The following is a 25,770-nucleotide window of genomic DNA, read 5'->3' as shown; positions in this document are numbered from 1 at the left end:
CTACCGACTCCCGCGCGGTCGCTGCCGTCCCAGGGACCGGGCCAGCAGGGCGAGGTTCGCCGGGCGGCGGGCCAGATGGCGGGCCAGGTGCGGATACCAGTCGGCGCCGTAGGGGACGCGCACGCGCACGCGGGTGCCGAGGGCGGCGAGCCGCGCCTGCTCGGCCGGCCGCACGCCGTAGGACATCTCGTACTCGACGCCCTCGCGCTCGTTCAGCACGGCGAGCGCCGAGGCGATCTCGATGAGCCGCCGGTCGTGGGTGGCGACCACCGGCCGGCCCTCGCCGGCCATGAGGGCCTTCAGGCAGCGCACGTACGAGCGGTCGACGGCGGCGGCGTCGCGGTGGGTGACGGCGACGGGGCCGTCGGCGTGACCCCGGCGGAGCCGGACGCGGCCGGCGGCGAGCCCGCTGCAGTGCTCCTCGGCGCGGCGCAGGGACGAAAGGACGGTGACGCCGGTGGCGGGGTGCTCGTCGAACAGCGCCGCGTGGACGCGCAGCGCGGCCTCCGCCATCGCCGGCTCCTCGGCCTCGACCGTCACCGTGGCGCCCACGTCGAGAGCGGCCTGGCAGACCCGCGAGGCGTTGCGGCGTGCCAGGTCGTCGTCGAGGCCGAGCCCGAGGGACGACAGCCGCAGCGACAGGTCGGCGCCCTTGGCGACGCCGCGGCGGGCGAGCGCGTCGAGCAGGGTGAGCCGGTCTTTGACCGCGCGGGCGGCCCGTCCGGAGTCGCGCGCCCGCCCGTCCAGATGGTCCAGCGTCACCAGCAGGCCGTCGGCGACCAGCCCCGCCGCCACCGAGGCGGCGTCCTCGGGGCCGTCCCCGGCCACGTAGCGGCCTGTCAGCGCCCGGACGACCCCGGCGTTCCTGACGACGCTCTCCACGCGGTCGCTGCCCGAGGCAGCAAGCAGAACCTGGCGCAAAACCATCGGCACCCTTCCCGGCACGACGACTGGACGGCTGATGGGGGAAGACCTCCCCACCCTACGGCGGTTCAGGCGCCGATCACCGGAGGCGACCGCATGTTGCGGTTTGACAACCAACTGAAAACAGCCGTCGTCTTATAACCGTTTTATACGCATGATCTACCCGAAGGTGCCATAAGTCGGTTCCAACGATGGAGCCGCCGGCGTCGAAGGGGTAGATCGTTGAAGAAGATCCTCATAGCGCTGGCCACAGCCGGCCTGGGTCTGAGCGGAGCGCTGATCGCGTCTCCCGCGACGGCCGGGACGCAGCAGGCGCCCGACCACACGACTCCCGCCCCCCAGTGGGCACAGTGCGCGGACCTGCCCGAAGGCATCGAGTGCGCCACGGTCGCCGTGCCGCTCGACTACTCCCGCCCGTGGAGCAGGACCGTCAAGATCGCCGTCACCCGCAAGAAGGCGACCGACACCGCCCACTACCAGGGCGCGATCCTGTTCAACCCCGGCGGTCCCGGCGGCAGCGGCCGGGCCTACCCCGTCGTGATGCAGACCCGCCTCGGCGCCGCCCTGGCCGCGCAGTACGACCTGATCGGCTTCGACCCGCGGGGCGTCGGCGCCAGCGAGCCGGCGCTGAGCTGCGACCCGCACTTCTTCGACCCGGTGCGCCCCGACTACATCCCCTCCACCTTCGCCGAGGAGGCCGCGTGGGTGAAGCGGATGCAGGGCTACTCCAAGGCCTGTGACGCCGCCCACGGCGAGCTGCTGAGGCACATGACCACGGTGGACGCCGCCAAGGACATGGACGAGATCCGCAAGGCCCTCGGCCAGAAGCAGATCAGCTACGTCGGCTACTCCTACGGCACCTACCTGGGCGCCACCTACGCCACCCTGTTCCCGTCCAAGGTGCGCCGCCTGGTGCTGGACAGCATCGTCAACCCCGAGCGGGTCTGGTACGACGCCAACATCGACCAGAACCACGCCTTCGAGGCCCGCGCCAAGGACTTCTTCGCCTGGATCGCCAAGTACGACGCCACCTACCACCTCGGCACGAACGGCGCCGACGTGGAGAAGGCGTTCTACGCCACCCGCGCCAAGCTCAAGGCCACCCCCGCCGAGGGCAGGGTCGGCCCGGACGAGCTCGACGACACCTACCTCGCGGGCGGCTACCTCAAGAGCCGCTGGCCGCTGCTGGCCAACGCCCTGTCCAAGTACGTGGCCGGTGACACCGCCCCGCTGGTGGCGGCGTACGGCACCTACGGCGACAGCAGCGGCGACGACAACGGCTTCGCCGTCTACTCGGCCGTGGAGTGCAGCGACGCCCGCTGGCCGCGCGACTGGGGCACCTGGCACCGCGACTGGTGGGAGTCCTACCGCACCGCTCCGTTCCTGACCTGGGGCAACGCCTGGTACAACGCGCAGTGCCAGTCGTGGCCCGTGCGCGGCGGCCACCCGGCGCGCATCGACGGCCGCGCCATCAAGAACGCCCTGTTCTTCCAGGACACCAAGGACGCCGCCACCCCGTACCAGGGCGGCGTCGAGATGCACAAGCGCTTCCCGTCCTCGCGCCTGGTCGTCATGGACGGCGGCGGCAACCACGGCCTCACCGGCCGGGGCAACGCCTGCATCGACGACATCTGGAAGGCGTACCTGACCGACGGCACGCTGCCGGCGAGCCTGCCCGGCCCCGACGCGCACTGCGCGCCGTTCCCCGACCCGGTCCCGCCGGCGGCGGCCACGACCCTGCGGTCCGCGCCGACCTCCGCCGACGACGACTGGGCCCCCGGCGAGCGCTGACCCGCCGGCCCCACAGAAGCCCCCCAACGGAAGGACCCCCGGCCACCCAGGCCGGGGGTCCTTTCGCGTCCCGCCTCGACGTGCGCGTCGAGACGGGGGCATGCGCGGCCCGAACCACGGGGAGATCCAGTACGTCGAAGGGGTATGCGGACGATGAGGACCACATTGGCGGCGGCGGGGCTGTTCCTGGCGGCGGCGTGCGGCGGCGCGCCGGCGCCCACGACCGGCGCGAGCGGGTCCCCCGACGACGCCGTGTCGGCGCCGGCCGGCACGGCGCAGGTGACCACGCCGGCCGCCCCGGCGGCCGGGCCCTCCCCTACGCGCCCCAAGGGACCGACGGTGCACCCGCGCAAGGTCCGCTGGGAGAAGGTGCGCCCCTCCCGGGACGGACGCCGGCTCACCGTGATCTGGTGGTCGGGCGTGGAGCCCTGCTCGGTGCTCGACCGGGTCGGCGTGCGCGAGACGGCGAAGAGCGTGACGATCAACCTGTACGAGGGGCAGGCGCGCGGCGCCGAGAACACGGCGTGCATCGAGATCGCGGTCCAGAAATCCACGACCGTCAAGCTGAAGAAGCCCCTCGGCCACCGCGAGATCGTCGACGGCGCCAAGGGCTGATCACTCCCAGGAGACCTGGAAGTGGCGGGGACGGGCCGGAGCGTGTCCGAGAAGTCCGCGTTCCTGAGCCCCCGTGTGCGCGGAATAGGTGAGGGGGCGCGTAGGGTTGAGCCCAGCAGACTCAACTCGCTTGACAACGGGTCGAGCGGGATTACGATTGAGTCATACGGACTCAACTTTGACTACAAGGACGTACTCATGGCACGTGCGGTAGGTATCGACCTTGGGACGACCAACTCCGTCGTCTCGATCCTCGAGGGCGGTGAGCCCACCGTCATCGCCAACGCGCAGGGCTCGCGCACGACTCCGTCGGTCGTGGCCTTCGCCAAGAACGGAGAGGTCCTCGTCGGCGAGGTGGCCAAGCGGCAGGCCGTCACCAACGTCGACCGGACCATCCGCTCGGTCAAGCGTGAGATGGGCTCCGACTGGTCCGTCGAGATCGACGGCAAGAAGTTCTCCCCGCAGCAGATCAGCGCCTTCGTCCTGCAGAAGCTCAAGACGGACGCCGAGGCCTACCTCGGCGAGAAGATCACCGACGCGGTGATCACCGTCCCCGCGTACTTCAACGACTCGCAGCGGCAGGCCACCAAGGAGGCCGGCACGATCGCGGGCCTCAACGTCCTGCGCATCATCAACGAGCCCACCTCCGCCGCTCTGGCGTACGGGCTCGACAAGGACAAGGACCAGACCATCCTGGTCTTCGACCTCGGCGGCGGCACCTTCGACGTGTCCCTGCTCGACGTCGGCCAGGAGGACGGCCACGGCTTCGTCGAGGTCAAGGCGACCAGCGGTGACAACCACCTGGGCGGCGACGACTGGGACCAGCGCGTCGTCGACGAGCTGGTGACCCGCTTCAAGAACGCCCACGGCGTCGACCTGTCCAAGGACAAGATGGCGCTCCAGCGCCTGCGCGAGGCCGCCGAGAAGGCCAAGATCGAGCTGTCGTCGCAGACCGAGACCTCGATCAACCTGCCCTACATCACCGCCTCGGCCGAGGGCCCCCTCCACCTGGAGGAGAAGCTCACCCGCTCGGAGTTCCAGCGCATCACCGCCGACCTCCTCGAGCGCTGCAAGGGCCCGTTCCACCAGGTCATCAAGGACGCCGGCATCAAGGTCTCCGACATCGCCCACGTGGTGCTCGTCGGCGGCTCCACCCGCATGCCCGCCGTCAGCGACCTGGTCAAGGAGCTCACCGGCGGCAAGGAGCCCAACAAGGGCGTCAACCCCGACGAGGTCGTCGCCATCGGCGCCGCGCTCCAGGCCGGCGTGCTCAAGGGCGAGGTCAAGGACGTCCTGCTGCTGGACGTGACCCCGCTGAGCCTGGGCATCGAGACCAAGGGCGGCATCTTCACCAAGATCATCGAGCGGAACACCACGATCCCGACCAAGCGGTCGGAGGTCTTCACCACGGCCGAGGACAACCAGCCGTCGGTGCAGATCCAGGTCTTCCAGGGTGAGCGCGAGATCGCGGCCTACAACAAGAAGCTGGCCACCTTCGAGCTGACCGGCATCGCCCCGGCGCCGCGCGGCATCCCGCAGATCGAGGTCACCTTCGACATCGACGCCAACGGCATCGTCAACGTCTCCGCCAAGGACCTCGGCACCGGCAAGGAGCAGTCGATGACGATCACCGGCGGCTCGGCGCTGCCGAAGGACGACATCGAGCGCATGATGCGCGAGGCCGAGTCCTACGCCGAGGAGGACAAGAAGCGCCGCGAGGACGCCGAGACGCGCAACAACGCCGACGGCCTGGCCTACCAGACCGAGAAGTTCCTGCGCGAGAACGACGAGAAGGTCCCGGCCGAGGTCAAGACCGAGGTCGAGGAGGCGCTGAGCGAGCTGAAGAAGACGCTGGAGGGCAGCGACTCCGCCGCCATCCGCGCCGCCGCAGAGAAGCTCGCCACCGTCAGCCAGAAGATGGGTTCGGCGATCTACGCCCAGTCGCAGGGCGCCGAGGGCGGGGCCCCCGGGGCCGGCGCCACCGGTGCCGCCGACGGCGGCGCCAAGGCCGACGACGACGTCGTCGAGGCCGAGATCGTCGACGACGAGCCGAAGCGGGAGGGCGGTGCCGCGTGACGTCCCCGAACTCTGGGAGCGAGCACGAAGGCCTGGTGATCCGCGACAACCGGCGCATCGACCCCGAGACGGGGGAGGTGCGCCAGGGGGCGGGGAAGGCGGCCGACACGCCCTCCCCCGCCTCGCCCGAGGCGGCGGCCCCGCAGGACGCGGGCGCGGCCGCGCAGCTCGCCGAGCGCACGGCCGACCTCCAGCGGCTCCAGGCCGAGTACTCCAACTACCGCAAGCGCGTCGAGCGCGACCGGGTGACGGTCCGCGAGCAGGCGGTGGCCAGCGTGCTCACCGAGATGCTGCCCGTACTCGACGACATCGGCAGGGCCCGCGACCACGGCGAGCTCACCGGCGGCTTCGCCAAGGTGAGCGAGGCGCTCGAGAGCGCCGTCGGCAAGCTCGGGCTCTCGGCCTACGGCGCCAAGGGCGACCCGTTCGACCCGACCGTGCACGAGGCGCTCCTGCACAGCTACTCGGCCGAGGTCACCGAGCCGACCTGCGTGGAGATCCTCCAGCCCGGCTACCGCATCGGCGAGCGCGTCCTGCGCCCGGCGAGGGTGGCCGTCGCCGAGCCGGAGGAGCCCGAGTCCTCCGAGCGCACCTCCTCCGAAACGGACGGAGCGGGCGCGGCGGCGGCCGAGTCCGAGGACAATTGAGCGATCATCCCTTTGGGTCACGAAGGAAGCGATAGATGAGCACCAAGGACTACCTGGAGAAGGACTACTACGCCGTCCTTGGTGTGTCGAAGACCGCCACCGCCGAAGAGATCAAGAAGGCGTACCGGAGACTGGCCAGGAAGTACCACCCGGACGCCAACCAGGGCAACACCGAGACCGAGGCCAAGTTCAAGCAGGTCTCGGAGGCCTACGACGTCCTGTCCGACAGCAAGCGCCGCAAGGAGTACGACGAGGCGCGCACGCTGTTCGGGTCCGGTCTCGGCGGATACGCGGGGGGCGGCGCCCCCCGCGGCGGCGGCGGGTTCCCGTTCGAGTTCGGCGACCTCTTCGGAGGCACGGCGCAGGGCGGCGGCACGGGTGAGCGCATCGGCGACCTGTTCGGCGGTCTGTTCAACCGTGGCGGGCGCACCTCCACCACCACCACGAGCCGTCCCCGCCGCGGGCAGGACATCGAGTCCGAGGTCACCCTGTCGTTCATGGAGTCCGTGGACGGCACCACGGTGGCCCTGCGGCTCACCAGCTCCTCGGCGTGCCCGGCCTGCACCGGCACCGGCGCCAAGGCCGGCACGACCCCGCGGGTCTGCCCGACCTGTGAGGGCACCGGCGCCGCCAGCCGCAACCTCGGCAACTTCGCCTTCTCCGAGCCGTGCCGCGACTGCAAGGGCCGCGGCCTGCTGGTCGACGACCCCTGCCCCGTGTGCGAGGGCAGCGGCCGCGGCAAGAGCACCCGCACCCTCCAGGCGCGCATCCCCGCCGGGGTGGCCGACGGCCAGCGCATCCGCCTCAAGGGCAAGGGCGCGCCCGGCGAGAACGGCGGCCCGGCCGGCGATCTGTACGTCCAGATTCACGTGAAACCGCATGCCATCTTCGGCCGGTCGGGGGACAACCTGACCATCACCGTCCCGGTGACGTTCGCCGAGGCGGCGCTCGGCGCCGAGATCAAGGTGCCGGTGCTCCAGGGCATGCCGGTGACCCTGCGCATCCCCGAGGGCACCCCGAACGGCCGCACGTTCCGCGTGCGCGGCCGGGGTGTCACCCGCAAGGACGGCACCAAGGGTGATCTGCTGGCCACTGTCGAAGTGGTGGTGCCCCAGCGCCTCGACGACAAGGAGAGAAACGCGCTGGAGGAGTTCCGCGCGGTCTCCGACGGCGTGGACCCCCGCGCCGAGCTGCTCAGACAGGCGAGAACCGAGTAGCCCAGAAAGGAGGCGACGCCGATGGACGCCAACTACTTCGACCTGTCCGACGACACTCCGGTGTACGTCATCTCGGTGGCCGCTCAGCTTTCCGGGCTGCACCCGCAGACGCTCAGGCAGTACGACCGTCTCGGCCTGGTCAGTCCCGGCCGGACGGCGGGGCGGGGCCGCCTGTACTCCACCCGGGACATCGTGATGCTCCGCGAGGTGCAGCGGCTGTCCCAGGAGGAGGGCATCAACCTCGCGGGCATCAAGCGCATCCTCGCCCTGGAGACCGAGAACCTCCGCATGCGCGAGGAGCTCGGCCGTCTCAGGAGCGAGATGGCGATGATCCGCGCCCTGATCCAGTACCAGCTTCCTCCCGCGTGAGCGGGAGAGCGCACGGCCGCGGCGGTCCCGGTGAGCACCCTCCCGGGCCGCGCGACGACATCTCCTCCACCCCACGGGCACCGTATCGGCGCCCCGGGCGGTGGCGCACATATAGCGAAGCGACGCAGCACTGCGCAAAGCGACGCAGCACCGCGCGGAGCGAGGCAGCACCGCCGCGGCCGGCGAGCGCCGGGCGATCCGCCATGCGAGAAAGGCAAGGTAGGCATGGACTACAAGCTCACGCGTAAGAGCCAGGACGCCCTGTCGGCCGCCGTCCGGCGGGCCGCCGCCGAAGGCCACCCGGAGGTCGCTCCGGCCCATCTGTTCACCGCCCTGCTCTCCCAGACCGACGGCACGGCCGTCCACCTGCTGGAGGCCGTCGGGGCCGACTGGAAGCGGCTGCGCACCGAGGCCGAGCGGGAGCTGGAGCAGATCCCGAAGGCCCAGGGCTCGACGGTGAGCGCGCCGTCGTCCTCCCGCCAGCTCCTGGTGGCGCTGAACACGGCCGCGGCCCGTGCCAAGCAGCTCGAGGACGAGTACGTGTCGACCGAGCACCTGCTGGTCGGCCTGGCCGCCGACGGCGGGCGCGTCGCCGAGCTGCTCAAGGCGCAGGGCGCCACGCCGAACGCCCTGCTGGAGGCCTTCGAGAAGGTCCGCGGGCACGCCCGGGTCACCAGCGAGAGCCCCGAGGACACCTACCGCGCGCTGGAGAAGTACGGCGTCGACCTCACCGAGCTGGCCCGCGCGGGCAAGCTCGACCCGGTGATCGGCCGGGACAACGAGATCCGCCGCGTCGTGCAGGTGCTCAGCCGCCGCACCAAGAACAACCCGGTGCTCATCGGTGAGCCCGGCGTCGGCAAGACCGCCGTCGTGGACGGGCTGGCGCAGCGCATCGTCGCCGGAGACGTCCCCGAGAGCCTGCGCGGCAAGCGCCTGGTGTCCCTGGACCTCGGCGCGATGGTGGCGGGCGCCAAGTTCCGGGGCGAGTTCGAGGAGCGGCTCAAGGCCGTCCTCACCGAGATCAAGGAGAGCGACGGCCAGGTCGTCACCTTCATCGACGAGCTGCACACGATGGTCGGCGCGGGCGCGGCCGAGGGCGCGATGGACGCCGGCAACATGCTCAAGCCCATGCTGGCCAGGGGCGAGCTGCGCATGATCGGCGCGACCACCCTGGACGAGTACCGGGAGCGCATCGAGAAGGACCCGGCGCTGGAGCGCCGCTTCCAGCAGATCTTCGTCGGCGAGCCGTCGGTCGAGGACACCATCGCGATCCTGCGCGGGCTCAAGGGCCGCTACGAGGCCCACCACAAGGTGCAGATCTCCGACGGCGCCCTGGTGGCCGCGGCCACGCTCTCCGACCGCTACATCACCGCCCGCTTCCTGCCCGACAAGGCGATCGACCTGGTCGACGAGGCCGCCAGCCGCCTGCGCATGGAGATCGACTCGCGCCCGGTGGAGATCGACGAGCTTCAGCGCGCCGTCGACCGGCTGAAGATGGAGGAGCTGGCCCTCGCCAAGGAGACCGACGAGGCGAGCGCCCAGCGCCTGGACAAGCTGCACAAGGAGCTCGGCGACCGCCAGGAGGAGCTCGACGCCCTGGTCGTGCGCTGGCAGAAGGAGAAGGCCGGGCTCAACCGGGTCGGCGAGCTGAAGAAGCAGCTCGACGAGGCCCGCTCGGCCGCCGAGCGCGCCCAGCGCGACGGCGACTTCGAGGCGGCCTCCCGGCTGATGTACGGCGACGTGCCGCGCCTGGAGAAGGAGGTCGAGGAGGCCGGCGTGCTGGCCCAGCCCGAGGACGCGATGGTCAAGGAGGAGGTCGGCGCCGACGACATCGCGCAGGTGATCTCCTCCTGGACCGGCATCCCCGCCGGGCGCCTGCTGGAGGGCGAGACCGCCAAGCTGCTGCGCATGGAGGAGGAGCTCGGGCGCAGGCTCGTCGGCCAGCGTGAGGCCGTGCAGGCGGTGTCGGACGCCGTGCGCCGGGCGCGGGCCGGGGTCGCCGACCCCGACCGGCCGACCGGGTCGTTCCTGTTCCTCGGCCCGACCGGCGTGGGCAAGACCGAGCTGGCCAAGGCGCTGGCGGAGTTCCTGTTCGACGACGAGCGCGCCATGACCCGCATCGACATGAGCGAGTACGGCGAGAAGCACAGCGTCGCCCGCCTGGTCGGCGCCCCGCCCGGGTACGTCGGCTACGAGGAGGGCGGCCAGCTCACCGAGGCCGTGCGGCGGCGGCCGTACACGGTGGTGCTGCTGGACGAGATCGAGAAGGCCCACCCCGAGGTCTTCGACATCCTGCTCCAGGTGCTCGACGACGGGCGGCTGACCGACGGCCAGGGACGCACGGTCGACTTCCGCAACACGATCCTGATCCTGACCTCCAACATCGGCTCGCAGTACCTGGTCGACCCGGCGCTCGACGGCGTGGCCAAGCGCGACAAGGTCATGGCGGCGGTGCGGGGCTCGTTCAAGCCGGAGTTCCTCAACCGGCTGGACGATGTGATCCTGTTCGACGCGCTCGGCTCGGAGGAGCTGTCGCAGATCGTCGACCTGCAGGTCGCCCGGCTGGCGCGCCGTCTGTCGGACCGCCTGCTGACGCTGACCGTCACCCCGGCCGCCCGCGACTGGCTGGCGCTCACCGGGTACGACCCGCTGTACGGCGCCCGGCCGCTGCGGCGGCTGGTCCAGTCGGCGATCGGCGACAAGCTGGCCAAGAGCCTGCTGTCCGGCGAGATCCACGACGGGGACCAGGTCATCGTCGATCTGGACGCCGCCGGTGACACTCTGACCGTGCAGGCGTCTCGGTAAGGAATCCACCAGCATCGGGTCAACGACCCGCCCGGCGGGGGACTCCCTGGCTACGTTGAGTGCTCGTCCAAGCACGAAAAGGTAGTCAGGGAGTCTTCATGCTCAGTTCGATCAGTATCCGGGGGATCCTCGCGGTGGCCGCGGTCGCGGCGGGCGCGGGCCTGCTGGGGACGGGCAGCGCCTCGGCCGCCACGTCCTGCGAGGAGAGCGCCGTGGCCGTCCTGCGCTCGCAGGGCGCCACGTCCGCGGCATGCGAGGCCGTGGACGCCGTGGCCGTGCCGCAGGCGGCCGTCTCCTCCCTCGCCGCCCGGCACGACCGGGACGACCTGATCATCGGCTTCGAGCACATCGGCCGCAGCCGGGGCCTGCCGTCCCGCACCGCCGCGGTGATCGGCCTGCACGACCTGCCCGCGATCGCCCGCGCCACCGGCTGGTCCCCCTTCGGCAGGAGCGCGCTGGTCTACCGGGCCATCCGCGGGTGGGCGGCCTCGGTTCCGGGGCTGCCGCGGCCGGGCGACCTGCCCATGCGCCGCGGCGGGTACGCCGCCGACGAGCCCACCGCCCCTGAGCCGCTCATGCCCGTCGAGCCGGTGCTCCTTCCCGCCCGGGTGTCCGCGCACAGCTCGCACGGGCTGGACGTCGAGCTCGGCAGGACGCTCACCGTCGACACCACGCTCGACGAGTCGCGCGCCGGCTGACCCGGACGCCGGCTCGCGCCGCCCGAAGACGCCCCCGTGCGGCGGGCGGCGCGCTCACCCGCGAGCCATCCGTGAGGGATGTACCCGCACCGCGCGGGCCGTGGCGCCTGGGAGTCACGGCCCGCGCGGCCTTCACGCCGCGGCCTGGCCGGAGACGGTCAGGGGAAGACGGTCAGCGGAGGGACGTCAGGCGGAGACGGTCAGCGGGAGACGTCGAGCAGGGCGTCGAGGTCGTCCTCGGGCAGGCCGAGATCGACGCGGATGCGATAGCGGGTGCGAAGGAGCGCGTCGCGGATGCCCGCGGGGCCCTCGCCGGCCAGGATGCCGTCGGTCGCCCACTCGTGGGCGGCGCGCGGATCGCCGTAGGCCAGCAGGGTCTCGGCGACGTTGAGCGCGGTGCTCGGGTCGACCTGCCCGCCGGCCTTGATGGAGTCGACCAGTTCGCGGGCCTCGTCGGGGCGGTCGAGCTCGAACAGGGTGTCGGCGATGCCGGCCCTGGGGTCGACGCCCACCTCGCCGCCGTCGTCCAGCGCCCGCTGGAAGCATTCGAGCGCCCTGGCCGGCTGGCCGGCCTGCCGCCACTCCTCGGCGGCGAGCACGAGGATCGCGGCACGGGACACCTCTCCCGACGCGTATCCGCGCGCCAGATCGTCGAGCCTCCCCGCCAGCGCCCCGTGATCGTCGTCGAGGAGTGCCTGCTCGAGAAGTCGATCAAGCTGCTCACGCGTCACATGTGCCACAAGACGAGATTACCGAGCGCCGCTCGAGCGTGCGTGGACAACGGCAGGCATTACTTACGTCCTGATTTGCGCATGTTTGACTACTGTGCGTGTGTCATGCGAGCGAGAGGGCATATTCGCCACGCCTGGAACGTCACCCGCTCTTTCGAAGGAGCTGCGATGGACCCGTCCTGGCAGACCACCTTCGCGCTCGCCTGCGCGGCCCTGTGCGCCGCCGTCGTCCCCGGAACCCTCGGGTACGCCACCGCCCGCCTCGAGACCGCCGACCAGCAACGCCAGGAACTGGTGCGCACGCGCGCCGAGGTGCAGGCCGCCCGCAACCTGATCCGCAGGCTCTCCTCGCCGTGCGACGCCGGGAGCGGCGACGCGGGCACCACGTCCTCCTCGCGCGCCCCCGCCTCCCCCGGCCGGACCGGCACGGTGGCCCGTTAGCGGGCGGCCGAGCCCTCGTGGCCGGCCGGGACCTCGCCGTGCGCGCGCAACTGGGTGGACAGGTAGCCGCGGATCAGCCGCTTGGCCTCCTCGACGAGCGGGGGCCAGCCGTCGGGGTCGCGGCGGAAGGCCAGCGCGAGGACCGCGCCCACCGACTCCACCGCGACGGTCAGCCACAGGTCGAGCTCCTCGCTGTCGGCCATGCCGAACTCCGCGAGCAGCAGGCCCCGCAGCCGGCCGGCGATCACGGTGTTGTTCTCCGACACCGAGTCCAACAGGTTGAGGTCCACCGCGTCGCCGAAGCGCAGTGAGCGGAAGCCAGGAACGGTCCTGTTCATGTCGACGTACTCGTCGATGATGGCGTCCACCGCGTGCCACCAGCCTGTGTAGTCCTCGGTCATGAAGCGCCGGCCGACCCGGGCGATGAAGAGCTCCACGTTGCGCTGGGTCAGCGCCTGGGTGATCGCCCGCTTGTCGGGGAAGAACTGGTAGATCGAACCGATGGCCACATCGGCCCGGTCGGCGATGCGGGTGGTGGACAGCGCCTCGTAGCCGATCTCGTCGAGCAACTCGGCGCAGGCGTCGAGCATGCGCTCGACGCGTCGCGCGCTGCGGCGCTGGGAGGGTCTTCGGCGCAGCGGCGCCTGGTCGTCGTGGGAGCAGCGGTCGCTGGGCGGGGCTGACACCGTTTCATCTTGCCCCTTTCAGGGGCCGCGGTCAGTCCTTCCCGGCCAGACGTCCCAAATCGGAATTCATAAGGCGGGCGATTCCCCGCATCAAGCCCGGGGAGATGCGCGACATGGCATAACCGATCTTGCCTTCGGCGTTCACCGGGACCACGGCCGTGTTGCGGTGAACGGCGCGCAGGATGTGGGCCGCCACCCGCTCGGGCGGGTAGCCGCGCCGCAGCAGCGCCCGTTCGCTGAACGCGCGGTCTCCGCCGCGGTAGGTCGCGTTGGCGGCGATCGCCGTGGAGGTGAACCCCGGGCAGATCACGCTCACGCCGATGCCCCTCCCGGCCAGCTCGGCGCGCAGGCAGTCGCTCAGCATCTTCACCGCCGCCTTGGAGGTCGAGTAGGCGGGCAGCAGGCGCGAGGGGGCGAAGGCGGCGAGCGAGGCGACGTTGACGATGTGGCCGCCGCGTCCGCGCTCGACCATCTGGCGGCCGAACAGCCGGCACCCGTGGACCACGCCCCACAGGTTGACGTCGATGGTGCGCCGCCAGTCGGCCACCTCGTGGTCCAGGAAGGACCCGGCGACGGCGATGCCCGCGTTGTTCACCACGATGTCCGGCGTGCCGTGCTCCTCCCGCACGGCCGAGGCGAAACGCTCCATGTCCTCGCCGCTGGCGACGTCCACCCGCCAGGGGTGGGCGGGCGGGCCGATCTCCAGCGCCGTGCGGCGGACGGCCGCGAGGTCGATGTCCGCGCAGACGACCTGCGCCCCGTGGGCGGCGAAGGCGCGGGCGGTGGCTCGGCCGATGCCGCTCCCGGCGCCGGTCACGACCACGAGCCGGCCGTCGAAGGCCCCGCGTCCCTCGGCCCGGGCGCGCCGCAGCTCGCGCACGGCCGCCGGTCGCGTCCCGATGGGGAACCGCATACGCCCACCCCCTGCACCGTCATCGGACCGTCCATCCGAATATAGATCGGCCGGGGGCGGCGCGGCGGATCACGGTGTGGCGCCCAGCCCCGCGCACCCTCGCAGGGACTTCCACCCGGCGACGGCCTGGGTGCGCGCGGCCCCGGTCAGCGGGACGGGGACGCCCCCGCTGATCCGCGCCGGCGTCCACCCGTCCTTGATCACCTTGCGCCCGTTGATGGTGAGGGTCAGCACCCCGGTCGTTCCCGTCTGCGGGCCGGAGTTGTAGAAGACGAAGTTGCCCATCCCGTAGTTGACGTAACGTCCCTGCAGGTAGCCGCTGCCGAGCAGGATGTGCGCGTGGCCGCCCACGATGACGTCGGCGCCGGCGGCGATCAGCTTGGGGGCCAGCGCGAGCTGCGCCTGGTTCGGGCACTTCTGCAGCTCGGTCCCCCAGTGCAGGTGCACGATGACGGTGTCCGCGGTGCGGCGCGCCTGCCGGACGGCCTGGATGAGCCTGGCCTCGTCCTTGGCCGAGGCCAGGCCGCCCTTGGTCGGGGTCGCCGTCCACGCCTGGACGAACTGGCTGTCGAGCACCTGGGTCGCGCCGATGATCGCCACCCGGTTGCCGTTCACGACCTTGCGGAACGGCCGGTAGGCCTCGGCGGCGTTCTTGCCGATGCCGACGATCGGGAAGCGGGCGCGGCGGATGGCGGCCAGGGAGTCGCGCAGCCCGCCCTCCATGTAGTCCATGCCGTGGTTGTTGGCCATGGACGCCACATCGACGCCCGCGGCCTTGAGCGCGGTGAGCGCCGTCGCGGGGGCCCGGAAGGTGTACTGCTTGCCCGGCGCCGGGGTGCCGCCCTGGGTGATGGCGGTCTCCAGGTTGACCATCGCCAGGTCGGCGCGGCGCAGGACCGACGCGATGGGGCCGAGGGCGGTGCCGGGGTTGGCCAGGCGGTTGCGGAGCATGCCCTCGAAGTGGACGTCGCCGCCGAAGGAGATGGTGAACGGCCGCCGATGGGCGCCGGCCTGCGGCTTCCCGGTCGCGTCGCCCGTGGCTTCGCCGGGCGCGGATGAGGCGCCGTCCGTGCTCTTGGACGGCGGCGAGGACGACTCGGCGGCCGAGCATGCCATGACCGGCACCGCCGCGATCGCCACGGCCATGGTCAGCGCGGCGGCACGGCGGACACGCGCCCTCCGCGGGGAGATCTCTGGCAAACCGGACAGGGTGCCGTGTATGGGCTCGGTTCTCATCGTTCCAAGAGCATGCCACCTCCGCCCAGATCTGGACACCGCCCCCCGGGTGGCCGATCGAAAATCGCCTTAGCGGGAAGGTCCCTTTACTTGAATGATTCAGGTTTACCGCTTAAGGTGCAGGTCGTGGGGGATGTCGAGCGGCTACACGATGCGGGGCTCCGGGTGACGGCGGCCCGCATCGCGATCCTGCACACCGTCAGGGAGGGCGACCACCTCGACGTGGACGCCATCTACCGCCGGGTGCGCGCGCGCGTCGGCCACGTCTCCCTCCAGGCGATCTACGACGGACTCCACGCCCTCCACGGCGCCGGGCTGCTGCACAAGATCGAGCCCATGGGCAGCCCCGCGCGGTACGAGGCGAGGGTCGGCGACAACCACCACCACCTCGTCTGCCGCATGTGCGGCACGGTGACCGACGTGGACTGCGCCACCGGCGAGGCCCCGTGCCTGGACCCCGTCGACGCCGCGGGCTTCCGCGTCGACGAGGCCGACGTCATCTACTGGGGCGCCTGTCCGGACTGCCTCGCACGGAGCGGCGTCTGACCTTCCCCCGGCGGCGGAGGACGGCAATGATGGGTTCAGCCCTCGAACCCAGGAGGCCCATCGTGCGCACCGCACACCGCACCTGCCCACTGTGCGAGGCCGTGTGCGGCCTCACCATCGGACTGGACGACGACGAGCGCGTGACGGGGGTGCGCGGCGACCACGCCGACCCCTTCAGCAAAGGCTTCATCTGCCCGAAGGGCGCGAGCCTCGGCCGGCTGGACGAGGACCCCGACCGCCTCACCCGGCCGCTGATCCGCACGGGCACGGAGTGGCGCGAGGCGAGCTGGCAGGAGGCCTTCGCGGCCGTCGAGCAGGGCCTGGCCGCCGTCCCCGGGCCCGCCCGGGCCGTCTACCTCGGCAACCCCAACGCCCACACCATGGCCGGGGCGCTGTACGCCGCCCCGCTGATCCGCGCCGTCGGCACCCGGCAGGTCTACTCGGCCAGCACGGCCGACCAGATGCCCAAGCACGTCTCCGCCGGGCTGATGTTCGGCGACCCGATGACGGTGCCCGTACCCGATCTGGACCGCACCGGATACCTGCTCATGCTGGGCGCCAACCCGCTGGAGTCCAACGGCTCGCTGTGCACCGCGCCCGACTTCCCCGGCCGGCTCAAGGCCCTGCGCCGGCGCGGCGGCCGGCTGGTGGTCGTCGACCCGCGCCGCACCCGCACCGCCGCGCTCGCCGACGAGCACGTGTTCGTCCGCCCGGGCGCCGACGCGTTCCTGCTGGCCGGCATCGCGCACACCCTCTTCGCCGAGGGCTTGGCGCAGGTCGGCGTCCCGGTGAACGGGCTCGCCGAGTTCGAGGCCGCGATGGCGCCCTTCACCCCCGAGGCGTGCGCCACCGCGTGCGGCGTGCCGGCGGAGGTGATCGTCCGGCTGGCGCGCGAGCTCGCCGCCGCGCCGGCCGCCGCCGTGTACGGGCGCATCGGCACGTGCACCGTCGAGTTCGGCACGCTCGCCCAGTGGCTGGTGGACGCGGTGAACGTGCTGACCGGCAACCTCGACCGGCCCGGGGGCGCCATGTTCCCCCGCCCGGCGACCGAGGGGCCGCGCCGCCGCCGGCCGTACGCGACCGGCCGCTGGCACAGCCGCGTGCGGGGCCTGCCCGAGGCCAACGGCGAGCTGCCGGTGGCGACGCTGGCCGACGAGATCGACACGCCCGGCGAGGGCCGCGTGCGCGCCCTGGTCACGGTGGCGGGCAACCCGGTGCTGTCGGCGCCGAACGGGGCGCGGCTCGACCGGGCGCTGGCCGGCCTGGACTTCATGGTCAGCGTCGACCCCTACCTCAACGAGACGACCCGCCACGCCCACGTCATCCTGCCGCCGCCGCGGGTCATGCAGTCGGGGCACTACGACTTCCTGCTGCTGAACTTCGCCGTGCGCGGCTACGCGCGCTACTCCCCGCCGGTGCTGCCCCTTGAGCCGGGACGGCCCTCCGAGGCGGAGATCCTCGCCCGGCTCGCCATGATCGCCGCGGGCCAGGGCGCGGACGCCGATCCCGCGGCGCTGGACGAGCTCATCCTGGACCAGACGCTCCGCAGGGCGGTGGAGGCCGCGGGCTCGCCCGTCGAGGGCCGTGACCCCGCCGAGCTGCGCGCCATGCTCACCGGCGGCACCGGCGCCGAGCTGCGCCTGGACGCGATGCTGCGCCTGGGCCCCTACGGCGACTGGGGCGGCCGCGAGCCGTTCGGCGACGGCGAGGAGGACGGTGCGCGGGGCGTGATCGAAGCAGGCGGCGGGGAGCGGGAGCCCGGCCTGTCGCTGGAGCTGCTGCTGCGGCACCCGCACGGCATCGACCTCGGGCCGCTGGCGCCGCGCCTGCCCGGCGTCCTCGCCACCGCCTCCGGCGCGGTCGAGCTGGCCCCGCCGGCGATCCTGGCCGACGTCCCGCGGCTGCGCGAGGCGCTCGGCCGGCCGGCCGAGGGTTTCGTGCTCATCGGCCGGCGGCACCTGCGCTCCAACAACAGCTGGATGCACAACCTCGCCCCGCTGGTCGGCGGCACCAACCGCTGCACCCTGCAGATCAACCCGGACGACGCCGCCGAGCTGGGCCTGTCCGGGCAGGCGGTGGTCCGCTCGGCGGCGGGCGAGCTCACCGTGCCGCTCGAGCCGACCGACACGATCATGCGCGGGGTGGTGAGCCTGCCGCACGGCTGGGGCCACGCGGGAACCTCGCAGCTGGTCGCGGCCAAGAACGCCGGCGTGAGCGCCAACGCCCTGACCGACGAGTCGATCATCGACCCGCTGTCGGGGAACGCGGTGTTCAACGGGGTGCCGGTCACTCTGGAGCCCGCCTGAGCCGCGGCGCGCGGCGCGGGTCGGGCCGAATCGGGGCGCTCCCGGTAATAGGCTGTGGCGCGTGACCACCGTGCCCGATAAGGAACGTCTGCTGGCCCAGGTCGGTTTCGCCGTGGAAATCGACAAACTGAAGCGCGTGCTCCGCCGCAACACCTTGATGGACGGCTCCCGCAGAGAGAACGACGCCGAGCACTCGTGGTACCTCGGAATGCTGGCCATGGTCTTCGGCGAGTACGCGCCGCCCGGCGCCGACCTCGGCCGGGTCACCGCCATGCTGCTCGTGCACGACATCGTCGAGATCGACGCCGGCGACACCTTCATCTACGACCTGACGGCGGTCGAGGTACAGGAGAAGGCCGAGCGCGCCGCCGCCGACCGCATCTTCGGGTTGCTGCCGGCCGACCAGACCGCCACCCTTCGCGCGCTGTGGGAGGAGTTCGAGGCCCGGAGCACGCCGGAGGCGCGCTTCGCCAAGGCGCTCGACCGGCTCGCCCCGATGATGGCCAACCACCACAACGAGGGCGGGAGCTGGGTGCGCCACGGCGTCACGGTGGACCAGGTGATGGAGAAGGTCGAGATCATCCGCGAGGGCTCGCCGGCCCTCGGCGACTACGCCACAGAGATCATCGAGCTGTCGGCCGCCCGGGGCCACCTGGCCCCCGGCCGCGCGTAGCCGCCTCCGCGGTGTTCTCCACGGCTCAAGGGGGGTAGGTCCCCCCTAAGGGCGAGAGGGGGCGAAAGTGGAGGAAACTTCGAAGTCCATCAACTCGCGAGGCCGGACGCTCCGGCGATCCCTGGGGCTGGCGCGGATGTCCCTGCCGGTGGGGGTCACCGATCGCATCGAGCACATGCGGGCCCTCGATCGCGTCGTCGTCCCGCTGGCCAAGCTGATCAGGCGCAGACTGCCGCTGGGAAGCGCGGCGCGGGACGTCCTGCACGGCGTGCCCACCGGCCATCCTCTCCACCCTCCGCTGGCCACCGTCAGCCTGGGGTGCTTCACCGCCACGGCGGTGCTCGACGTCATCGACGTGGACCCCCGCGCCTCGCAGGCCGTGCTGGCCACGGGCCTGGCCGCCGCGATCCCCGCCGCCGCCGCGGGGCTGACCGACTGGTCGGTGCTGCACCTGGAGCAGCAGCGGGTCGGCCTGGTCCACGTGCTGGTCAACATGGCCGCCATCGGCCTGTACTCGGGGTCGCTGATCCTGCGGCTGTCGGGCCGGCACCGCACCGCGCGGGCGCTCGCCTTCGCCGGCCTCGGCGCCGCGGGCATCGGCGGCAACCTCGGCGGGCACCTGGCCTACCGCATGGCGGCCGGCCCGAGCCACGCCGAGCAGACCACCCATCTGGTGCCGCTGGGCTGGCACGACCTGTGCCGGCTGTGGGACCTGCCCGACGGGCGCCCCGTGTCACGCCGTCTGGGTTACATCCAGCTGTTCGTGCTGCGCCACGGGACCAACGTCACGGTCCTGGCCGACCGGTGCTCGCACCTCGCCGGGCCGCTCCACCAGGGGCGGCTGGTCATGGACGGCGACGAGCCCTGCGTCGTGTGCCCGTGGCACGGCAGCACGTTCCGGCTGGAGGACGGCGGGGTCGTACACGGCCCGGCGACCGCGCCCCAGCCGTCGTTCGAGGTCAACGTGCGGGGCGACGGCGTCGTCCAGGTGCGCCCGCGCGAGCTGACCTGAGGTGCGCGAGCCGGCGCGGCCGGCTCAGTCCTTCTCGCCGTCGGCGGCCGGGTGCTCGACGAGGGCGAGGATGCGGCTGGCCATGAAGCGGGCGGTGCGCACCGGGGTGCCGCTCCTGGTCACCTCGCTGACCTCCACGAGCCCTCTGCGGGTGGCGACGTCGACGCGTCTGCCGGCCTTCGTCGCCACGATCTCGTAGGTACGCGGATTGCCTCCCGCGTCTATGACGATTTCGACCCGGTCACCCTTCATGACCAGGTAAATACCCACTTATGGCAATGGCTACCCGTACACCAGTTTGATAATCGCGACGATCCCGACGCAGACGATCACCGCGCGCAGCACCCGGGCCGGCAGCCGGCGGCCGACCCTGGCCCCGAGGAAACCGCCGAGCATGGAGCCCAGCGACACCAGCAGCACCGCCCACCAGTCGACCGGGGCGATGAGAACGAACACGACGGCCGCCGTGGAGTTGACCAGCAGCGACAGCATGTTCTTGGCCGCGTTGACCCGTTGCAGGTGCTCCTCCAGGAAGATGCCGAGCAGCCCGATCAGCACCACCCCCTGCGCGGCGCCGAAGTACCCGCCGTAGACGCCCGCGCCGAACACTCCCAGCCACAGCCACGGCCCTCCGTGCGGGTGCGGGGTCCCCTGCCGCTGGGACAGCCAGGCGTTGAGCCTGGGCTGGACCACGACGAGCACGCAGGCCAGCGCGATGAGCACGGGGACGATCACCTGGAAGGCCCTGGCGGGCAGTTGGAGCAGCAGCAGCGCCCCGGCGAGCGAGCCGAGCACCGAGGCCGCGCCGAGCCGCAGGAGCCGCTGCCGCTGCCCCCTGAGCTCGTCCCGGTAGCCGAGCACGCCGGTCACGCCGCCGGCCACCAGCCCGACGTTGTTGGACACGTTCGCGACGATCGGCGGATAGCCCAGCGCCAGCAGCGTCGGGAAGGTGATCAGCGAACCCGACCCGACGACGGCGTTGATGCCTCCCGCCGCGACCCCGGCCACCAGGACCGCGACGACCTCCCACGGAGTCAAGACCCCACCTTTCGTACGGCTGCGCCCGATGTTAGGCGGCAACCGTACCCACCCTGCGCCGTGCCGCTCACCGCCCGCCCCGGACGGAGCGCCGCGTCACCGGCGCGGAGCGGGCCGACGCCGGTCAGTGCCGCTAGGGCCGGCGAGGTCGACGCGCCTGGGCCGGCGAGGTCAGTGGGGTTCGGGCGGCGAGGTCAGTGGGGTTCGGGCCGAGGACGGTCAGTGCGGCTCGGGCGGCGAGGTCAGTGGGGCTCGGGGGCCGAGTTCCGGTTGGCGGACGGAGCCTCCCTGCCCGGGCCGAACAGGCTGCCCAGGCCCTCCAGAGCCTTGCCCATCTCGGACGGCACGATCCACACCTTGTTGGCGTCGCCCTTGGCGATCTCGGGCAGCGTCTGGAGGTACTGGTAGGCGAGCAGCCGCTGGTCGGGATTGCCCTCGTGGATGGCGCGGAACACCATGGCGATAGCGTCCGCCTGGCCCTTGGCCCGCATGGCCTGGGCCTCGGCGTCGGCCTGGGCGCGCAGCACGGCGGCCTCCGCCTCGCCGCGCGCCTTGAGCACCGCGGCCTGGCGCTCGCCCTCGGCCGTCAGGATCGCCGACTGCTTCTGGCCCTCGGCGGACAGGATGGAGGCGCGCTTGTCGCGGTCGGCCCGCATCTGCTTCTCCATCGAGTCCTGGATGGACGCGGGCGGGTCGATGGCCTTGAGCTCCACGCGGTTCACCCGGATGCCCCACTTGCCGGTGGCCTCGTCCAGCACCCCGCGCAGCTCGGAGTTGATCTCCTCACGGGAGGTCAGCGTGCGCTCGAGGTCCATGCCGCCGACGACGTTGCGCAAGGTGGTGACGGTGAGCTGCTCGACGCCGGTGAGGAAGTTGGCGATCTCGTAGGTCGCGGCCTTGGGGTCGGTCACCTGGAAGTAGATGACGGTGTCGATCGACACCACGAGGTTGTCAGAGGTGATCACCGGCTGCGGGGGGAAGGAGACCACCTGTTCCCGCAGGTCCACCATGGTCTTCACCCCGTCGATGAACGGCACGACGATGTTCAGGCCCGGAGTGAGGGTGCGGTGGTAGCGCCCCAGCCGCTCGATGATGAACGCCTGCGCCTGGGGGACGATGCGGATGGTGCGGTACAACGCGAACCCCGCGATGGCTACCACGATCATGGCGACGACGAGCTGTGTCATGAGCCAACTCCGACCCGAAGAAACCGATGAGCCCCGGCCGGAATGCTATTTGGTTTTCCCTTTACGCGGTCGTGAACCGCGCGGAGCGGTCGGTATCAATCACAAATCGCCCGTCGTACGCCGCTTTCGCCGCTCAGCCCGGAAGGGCCCGCTCTGTGCCGCTTCGTCGATCACTCCGGTAGGGCCGCCGTGTGCCGCTTCGCCGATCACCGCAGGAGGGCCCGTCGTGTGCCGCTTCGCCGATCACCCCGGGAGGGCGCGGGCGTACCAGCGGCCGTCCATGCTGCGCTCGAGGCTCAGCGGCACGCCGAAGGTGCGGGAGAGGTTGTCGGCGGTCATGACGTACTCGATGGGCCCCTGGGCCACCACCGAGCCGTGCCGCAGCAGCAGGACGTGGGTGAACCCGCTCGGCACCTCCTCGACGTGGTGGGTGACCAGCACCATCGTCGGGGCGGTGGCGTCGTAGGCCAGCGCCGACAGCCGGCGCACGAGGTCCTCCCGGCCGCCGAGGTCGAGCCCGGCGGCGGGCTCGTCGAGCAGCAGCAATTCGGGGTCGGGCATGAGAGCACGGGCGATCTGCACGCGCTTGCGCTCGCCCTCCGACAGCGTGCCGAACTTCCTCCTGATCAGATGGGCGCACCCGAGCTGGTCGATGAGCTCGACGGCGCGGGTGACGTCCCCGGAGTCGTACTCCTCGTTCCACCGCCCGAGAATGGCGTAGGACGCGGTGAGCACCAGGTCGATGACCTTCTCGTCCCCGGGCACCCGCTCGGCGAGGGCCGCGCTGGCCAGGCCGATGCGCGGGCGCAGGTCGAAGACGTCGGTCTGGCCCAGCCGCTCGCCCAGGATCTCGACCGACCCCTCGCTCGGATAGAGGAGGGAAGCCGCGACCTGAAGCAGGGTCGTCTTCCCCGCGCCGTTCGGGCCGATGACCACCCAGCGCTCGTCCTCCTCGACGGTCCAGTCGATGCCCCGCAGCAGGGCCGCGCCATCTCTGCGGACGGCGACGTCCTGGAGCCGAAGCACCTGACCACCCATCCCGGATACCTCCTGACATGATCGTCCGGAGCGCCCCCTCGATCGGGACCGCCCCGGCTTCACCGGACAGGTCGCCCCGCCCAGTGTCCCTCCGGACCAAACCTATTGCAGCATCAGCGCATATCGTGGATCGGTGCACCCCGATTCACCGATCTCCGCCACCTTGGTCGCATGGGGCAACGCCTGGCTTGCCGGACATGTCGGTCTGGATGAGGCCGTCGACCGGCTCGAGCGCGCCGCGGGACCGCAGGTCGTCTCCGGCGTGGTGACCGAGGTCCCCCTTCGCCGGTTCCTCGCCGACCTGCGCGCGGAGGGCGTCAGCGCCCTGCGCCTGTCGTTGCCCGTCGCGGGCGACCCCCTCGGCCTCACAGGGCCGCTCCCCTTCACCATGGCCGCCGTCGAGGCCGGGCAGGCCGCCACCGCCGTGCTGCGCGACCGCTGCCTCGGCCTGGTCCCCTCGCCCGACCGCCGCGGCTCCTCCTACTCCGGCGTCCTGTGGACCGCCTTGGAGGCCGAGGCCACCCCGCCGGACGTCCCCGGCCTGGCCGAGGCCGAGCACGCCCTCACCTCCGCCATGCGCTCGGCGACCGACGCGCTGTCGGGGGTCGACGGGCCCGGCAGGGGCCAGCCGTCGATCGGGGGCGCCGACGACGGCCTCGCCCCCGGATACCCGGCCCGCGCCCACCGGGTGGCCGCGCTCACGGCGCGGCTGGCCTCGGTGCTGCGCCTCGCCGACGAGCGCGGGCTCACCGCCGGCCAGGTCGCCGTCCGCGGACAGGCCCTGCGCGACCTCGACCGCGCCGTGCGCCGTGCCCGGGTGGCCGCCCACAACGCCATCGTCGAGGCCCGGCACGAGAGGGACGCTCAAGCCAGGCCATGACGCGCGGCGCGGAGCGGCGCCTGAGTGCGATCTCGCACGTCGGTGACGTTCACGCCAGGCCATGCCGCACGGCGTAGAGCGCCGCCTGCGTGCGATCCTGCACGCCGAGCTTCATGAGGACGTTCGAGACATGGGTCTTGACGGTCTTCTCGGCCACGACGAGATGCCGGGCGATCTCCCTGTTGGACCGGCCGGAGGCGATCAGCGCGAGCACCTCCCGTTCCCGGTCGGTCAGCACCGCGACCGTCCCGGCGGCGGAGCCGTGGTCCTTGCCGCCCGGGGGCTGGGAGAGGACGGCCTCGGCCGCCTCGGGCGCCAGCACCACCTGGCCGCCGTGCACCGAGCGGACGGCCTGCGCGAGGGCCGCCGGCTCGACGTCCTTGTAGAGGAATCCCGCGGCGCCCGACCGCATCGCGGGCGCCACGTCCTGCCCGTCGCTCACCGACGTCAGCACGATCACCCGTGCCCCGAGTCCGAGGGCGGCCATCTCGCGCAGCGCGCCCAGCCCGTCCAGCACGGGCATCCTCAGGTCGAGCAGCACCACGTCGGGGTCGAGCGCCCCGGCCATGGCCACCGCCTCGGCTCCGTCCGCGGCCTCCCCGACGACCTCCAGATCCTCCTGCAGGTCGAGGAAGGTGCGCAGGCCCTGGCGCACGACGGGATGGTCGTCGGCGACGAGCACGCGGATCACCGCCGTCCTCCCGCCCCGTCCCGGCCTACCCGAACAGCCGCGGCCGGACGGCCGTCCCTGCTCACGTGGGCAGCTCCAGCCGGACGGTCGTGCCGGCGTCCGGGTGTGATTCCAGCGTCAGCGTCCCCCCGGCCGCCTCGGCCCGGTCGCGCATCGACGCCAGCCCAAGGCCCCGGGAGGGGGGCGAACCGACCGGCAGACCACGCCCGTCGTCCCTGACGGCCAGCCTGACGCGCGTTCCGTCGGACTCCAGGCGTACCTCGACCTGGGAGGCCTCCGCGTGCTGGAGGGCGTTGTGCAGGGCCTCCTGGGCGACGCGCAGCACGGCCACCTCGGTCTCGGGCGGCAGGTCGCCGAGCGCGTCGGCGGCGAAGGCGACCCGCACCGGATGGAGCCGGTCGAGCACGGCCACGTGCTTGCGCAACGTCTCGGCCAGCCCGTGGCGGTCCAGATCGGCCGGCCGCAGCTCGACGATCACCGCCCGCAGCTCCGCGAGCGCCTCCCCGGCCAGCCGCTGCACCCGGTCCAGCTCGGCCGCCGCCCGCTCGGGATCGGCCCTGACCAGCGAGGCCGCGGCCTGGGCGGTGAGCCGCAGCGAGAACAGCTTCTGGGTCACGGCGTCGTGCAGCTCGTGCGCCATGCGGGTGCGCTCCTCCACCACCGTCAGCTCACGGCCCCGCTCGTACAGGCGGGCGTTGGTGAGCGCGATCGCCGCGTGCGCGGCGAAGAGCGTGAGCAGTTCCTCGTCCTGCCGGTCGAACCCGCCCGGCGCGCGCTTGTTGGACAGGAAGATGATGCCGAGCACCTGGTCGCCGTCGCGGATCGGCACCCCGATGAAGTCCTTGAGCACCGGGTGGGCGCTCGGCCACCACTCGAACCGGGGATCCTCGCGGATGTCGGGCAGGCGCACCGGCTCGGCCTCGCGGAGCATCGCGGCCAGCATGCCGTGCTGGCGCGGCAGCGGGCCGATGGCCTCCCACTGCTTGTCGCTGACGCCCTCGGCGACGAACTCGGCGAACGAACCGTCGTCGTCGGGCACGCCGAGCGCGGCGTACCGGGCGTTCAACAGCTCACGGGCGGAGCGCACGATCACCTGGAGCACCTCGCGCACCGACAGGTGCCGGGTGACGGCGAGCACGGCCGAGCTGACGGCCTGCAGTACGGCGTCGCGCCGCTCGCCCCCTGCGCCGCCGCCGGAAATGACCGGTTCCGTCGTCACGCCCACACTGTAAGGGGACGCGGGGGCCGCG

25 protein-coding genes are annotated in these 25,770 nt (G+C 72.3%); 14 read left to right on the top strand and 11 right to left on the bottom strand.

The features are described from left to right. The gene (locus tag ABZT47_RS08680) at nucleotides 1–927 is read right to left on the bottom strand and encodes a proline dehydrogenase family protein (RefSeq protein WP_354837749.1); all 927 of its coding nucleotides are present in this window, start codon (nucleotides 925–927) and stop codon (nucleotides 1–3) included. 219 nt (nucleotides 928–1,146) lie between these two features. Here ABZT47_RS08680 and ABZT47_RS08675 point away from each other — a divergent pair, with 219 nt between their 5' ends. From ABZT47_RS08675 to ABZT47_RS08640, 8 genes are all read left to right on the top strand, one after another. Next, nucleotides 1,147–2,715 (top strand): alpha/beta hydrolase, encoded by a 1,569-nt coding sequence (locus ABZT47_RS08675; protein ID WP_354837747.1) that lies wholly within the window; start codon nucleotides 1,147–1,149, stop codon nucleotides 2,713–2,715. A 153-nt stretch (nucleotides 2,716–2,868) separates the two neighbouring features. Continuing rightward, nucleotides 2,869–3,330 (top strand): hypothetical protein, encoded by a 462-nt coding sequence (locus ABZT47_RS08670; protein ID WP_354837745.1) that lies wholly within the window; start codon nucleotides 2,869–2,871, stop codon nucleotides 3,328–3,330. A gap of 198 nt (nucleotides 3,331–3,528) precedes the next feature. After that, complete coding sequence (gene dnaK, locus ABZT47_RS08665) at nucleotides 3,529–5,406, top strand: molecular chaperone DnaK (RefSeq protein WP_354837743.1); 1,878 nt, start codon at nucleotides 3,529–3,531, stop codon at nucleotides 5,404–5,406. Further along, nucleotides 5,403–6,053 carry a nucleotide exchange factor GrpE gene (gene grpE / locus ABZT47_RS08660; RefSeq protein WP_354837741.1) on the top strand — a complete coding sequence of 217 codons (651 nt, stop codon included), beginning with the start codon at nucleotides 5,403–5,405 and terminating at the stop codon, nucleotides 6,051–6,053. The genes dnaK and grpE overlap by 4 nt, the downstream gene beginning before the upstream one ends. Before the next feature lie 35 nt (nucleotides 6,054–6,088). Next, on the top strand, nucleotides 6,089–7,270 hold the full coding sequence (gene dnaJ / locus ABZT47_RS08655) for a molecular chaperone DnaJ (protein WP_354837739.1): 1,182 nt from the start codon (nucleotides 6,089–6,091) through the stop codon (nucleotides 7,268–7,270). Between the two features lie 21 nt (nucleotides 7,271–7,291). Continuing rightward, nucleotides 7,292–7,639: a helix-turn-helix transcriptional regulator gene (locus ABZT47_RS08650; protein WP_354837737.1), complete on the top strand. Its 348-nt coding sequence runs from the start codon at nucleotides 7,292–7,294 to the stop codon at nucleotides 7,637–7,639. Nucleotides 7,640–7,864: 225 nt separating this feature from the next. Then, on the top strand, nucleotides 7,865–10,444 hold the full coding sequence (gene clpB, locus ABZT47_RS08645) for an ATP-dependent chaperone ClpB (protein WP_354837735.1): 2,580 nt from the start codon (nucleotides 7,865–7,867) through the stop codon (nucleotides 10,442–10,444). Nucleotides 10,445–10,542: 98 nt separating this feature from the next. After that, nucleotides 10,543–11,142 carry a hypothetical protein gene (locus tag ABZT47_RS08640; protein WP_354837733.1) on the top strand — a complete coding sequence of 200 codons (600 nt, stop codon included), beginning with the start codon at nucleotides 10,543–10,545 and terminating at the stop codon, nucleotides 11,140–11,142. 200 nt (nucleotides 11,143–11,342) lie between these two features. Here ABZT47_RS08640 and ABZT47_RS08635 read toward each other — a convergent pair whose 3' ends face one another. After that, nucleotides 11,343–11,882, bottom strand: coding sequence for a tetratricopeptide repeat protein (locus ABZT47_RS08635; protein ID WP_354837731.1), 540 nt, complete (start codon nucleotides 11,880–11,882; stop codon nucleotides 11,343–11,345). A 159-nt stretch (nucleotides 11,883–12,041) separates the two neighbouring features. Between ABZT47_RS08635 and ABZT47_RS08630 the strand changes: the two genes are divergently transcribed. Further along, nucleotides 12,042–12,314: a hypothetical protein gene (locus ABZT47_RS08630; protein ID WP_354837729.1), complete on the top strand. Its 273-nt coding sequence runs from the start codon at nucleotides 12,042–12,044 to the stop codon at nucleotides 12,312–12,314. On the opposite strand, the gene ABZT47_RS08625 is transcribed toward ABZT47_RS08630, so the two are convergent. From ABZT47_RS08625 to ABZT47_RS08615, 3 genes are all read right to left on the bottom strand, one after another. Continuing rightward, nucleotides 12,311–13,000, bottom strand: a complete 690-nt coding sequence (locus tag ABZT47_RS08625) for a TetR/AcrR family transcriptional regulator (RefSeq protein WP_354837727.1) — start codon at nucleotides 12,998–13,000, stop codon at nucleotides 12,311–12,313. The two genes, ABZT47_RS08630 and ABZT47_RS08625, sit on opposite strands and share 4 nt — an antisense overlap. A 31-nt stretch (nucleotides 13,001–13,031) precedes the next feature. Beyond that, nucleotides 13,032–13,913: an SDR family NAD(P)-dependent oxidoreductase gene (locus ABZT47_RS08620; protein WP_354837725.1), complete on the bottom strand. Its 882-nt coding sequence runs from the start codon at nucleotides 13,911–13,913 to the stop codon at nucleotides 13,032–13,034. 69 nt (nucleotides 13,914–13,982) lie between these two features. Further along, nucleotides 13,983–15,059 (bottom strand): CapA family protein, encoded by a 1,077-nt coding sequence (locus ABZT47_RS08615; RefSeq protein WP_354838713.1) that lies wholly within the window; start codon nucleotides 15,057–15,059, stop codon nucleotides 13,983–13,985. A 216-nt stretch (nucleotides 15,060–15,275) separates the two neighbouring features. Between ABZT47_RS08615 and ABZT47_RS08610 the strand changes: the two genes are divergently transcribed. From ABZT47_RS08610 to ABZT47_RS08595, 4 genes are all read left to right on the top strand, one after another. Further along, nucleotides 15,276–15,695: a Fur family transcriptional regulator gene (locus ABZT47_RS08610; protein ID WP_354837723.1), complete on the top strand. Its 420-nt coding sequence runs from the start codon at nucleotides 15,276–15,278 to the stop codon at nucleotides 15,693–15,695. A 62-nt stretch (nucleotides 15,696–15,757) separates the two neighbouring features. Beyond that, nucleotides 15,758–18,001 carry a molybdopterin-dependent oxidoreductase gene (locus tag ABZT47_RS08605; protein WP_354837721.1) on the top strand — a complete coding sequence of 748 codons (2,244 nt, stop codon included), beginning with the start codon at nucleotides 15,758–15,760 and terminating at the stop codon, nucleotides 17,999–18,001. Between the two features lie 61 nt (nucleotides 18,002–18,062). Then, nucleotides 18,063–18,674 (top strand): HD domain-containing protein, encoded by a 612-nt coding sequence (locus tag ABZT47_RS08600; protein WP_354837719.1) that lies wholly within the window; start codon nucleotides 18,063–18,065, stop codon nucleotides 18,672–18,674. Nucleotides 18,675–18,741: 67 nt separating this feature from the next. After that, nucleotides 18,742–19,686 carry a Rieske (2Fe-2S) protein gene (locus ABZT47_RS08595; protein ID WP_354837717.1) on the top strand — a complete coding sequence of 315 codons (945 nt, stop codon included), beginning with the start codon at nucleotides 18,742–18,744 and terminating at the stop codon, nucleotides 19,684–19,686. Nucleotides 19,687–19,710: 24 nt separating this feature from the next. On the opposite strand, the gene ABZT47_RS08590 is transcribed toward ABZT47_RS08595, so the two are convergent. The 4 genes from ABZT47_RS08590 to ABZT47_RS08575 form a co-directional block, all read right to left on the bottom strand. After that, a complete protein-coding gene (locus ABZT47_RS08590) occupies nucleotides 19,711–19,938 on the bottom strand; it encodes a hypothetical protein (RefSeq protein ID WP_354837715.1) in 228 nt (75 codons plus the stop codon). A gap of 30 nt (nucleotides 19,939–19,968) precedes the next feature. After that, nucleotides 19,969–20,724 (bottom strand): sulfite exporter TauE/SafE family protein, encoded by a 756-nt coding sequence (locus ABZT47_RS08585; protein ID WP_354837713.1) that lies wholly within the window; start codon nucleotides 20,722–20,724, stop codon nucleotides 19,969–19,971. Nucleotides 20,725–20,966: 242 nt separating this feature from the next. Continuing rightward, entirely contained in the window at nucleotides 20,967–21,911 is a 945-nt protein-coding gene (locus tag ABZT47_RS08580; RefSeq protein ID WP_354837711.1) for an SPFH domain-containing protein, read from the bottom strand. A 243-nt stretch (nucleotides 21,912–22,154) separates the two neighbouring features. Next, on the bottom strand, nucleotides 22,155–22,949 hold the full coding sequence (locus ABZT47_RS08575; RefSeq protein WP_354837709.1) for an ABC transporter ATP-binding protein: 795 nt from the start codon (nucleotides 22,947–22,949) through the stop codon (nucleotides 22,155–22,157). A gap of 133 nt (nucleotides 22,950–23,082) precedes the next feature. On the opposite strand from ABZT47_RS08575, the gene ABZT47_RS08570 reads away from it, so the two are divergent. After that, nucleotides 23,083–23,829, top strand: a complete 747-nt coding sequence (locus ABZT47_RS08570) for a hypothetical protein (RefSeq protein WP_354837707.1) — start codon at nucleotides 23,083–23,085, stop codon at nucleotides 23,827–23,829. A gap of 49 nt (nucleotides 23,830–23,878) precedes the next feature. Here the strand turns inward: ABZT47_RS08570 and ABZT47_RS08565 are convergent, their stop codons facing one another. Together ABZT47_RS08565 and ABZT47_RS08560 are read right to left on the bottom strand one after the other, a co-directional pair. After that, a complete protein-coding gene (locus ABZT47_RS08565) occupies nucleotides 23,879–24,520 on the bottom strand; it encodes a response regulator transcription factor (protein WP_354837705.1) in 642 nt (213 codons plus the stop codon). Between the two features lie 61 nt (nucleotides 24,521–24,581). Beyond that, nucleotides 24,582–25,739 (bottom strand): GAF domain-containing sensor histidine kinase, encoded by a 1,158-nt coding sequence (locus ABZT47_RS08560; RefSeq protein WP_354837703.1) that lies wholly within the window; start codon nucleotides 25,737–25,739, stop codon nucleotides 24,582–24,584. Nucleotides 25,740–25,770: the final 31 nt, after the last annotated feature.

The organism is Sphaerisporangium sp. NPDC005289, from assembly GCF_040607455.1.
Lineage (GTDB): Bacteria > Actinomycetota > Actinomycetes > Streptosporangiales > Streptosporangiaceae > Sphaerisporangium > Sphaerisporangium rhizosphaerae.
This window is presented reverse-complemented; position numbering and strand designations above follow the sequence as displayed.